At 55.0% G+C, this 393-nt stretch carries 1 tRNA gene and 1 other RNA gene; both read right to left on the bottom strand.

From position 1 onward, the window contains the following. Positions 1–72: 72 nt before the first annotated feature. A non-coding RNA gene (locus SOM48_RS22630) (RtT sRNA) lies at positions 73–217 on the bottom strand. Positions 218–260: 43 nt separating this feature from the next. Continuing rightward, positions 261–345, bottom strand: a tRNA-Tyr gene (locus SOM48_RS22625). Positions 346–393 lie beyond the last annotated feature (48 nt).

The raw sequence follows: 393 nt of genomic DNA, 5'->3' as shown, positions 1-393 counted from the left end.
GATGACGGCAGATTTACAGTCTGCTCCCTTTGGCCGCTCGGGAACCCCACCACGGGGTTACTACATTGTATGGTGTTGCAGAGGAAGGATTATTCGGAGCTACGCTCCTCACCCTTCGGGCCGTTGCCGTTGGCAACGTTCTCTCGCTGGTGCTCGAGTCGAACCTTCTAAGTCGGTGACGGCAGATTTGCAGTCAGCTCCCTTATGATCGCTCGGGAACCCCACCACGGGGTAATACAAATTGTGATGCAGGACGTAGATGGTGGTGGGGGAAGGATTCGAACCTTCGAAGTCGATGACGGCAGATTTACAGTCTGCTCCCTTTGGCCGCTCGGGAACCCCACCACGGGGTTACTACATTGTATGGTGTTGCAGAGGAAGGATTATTCGGAG

The organism is Kosakonia sp. CFBP8986 (assembly GCF_034044935.1).
Classification (GTDB): domain Bacteria; phylum Pseudomonadota; class Gammaproteobacteria; order Enterobacterales; family Enterobacteriaceae; genus Kosakonia; species Kosakonia cowanii.
Note: the sequence above shows the minus strand (reverse complement) of the source record. Positions and strands in the feature narration are given on the sequence as shown.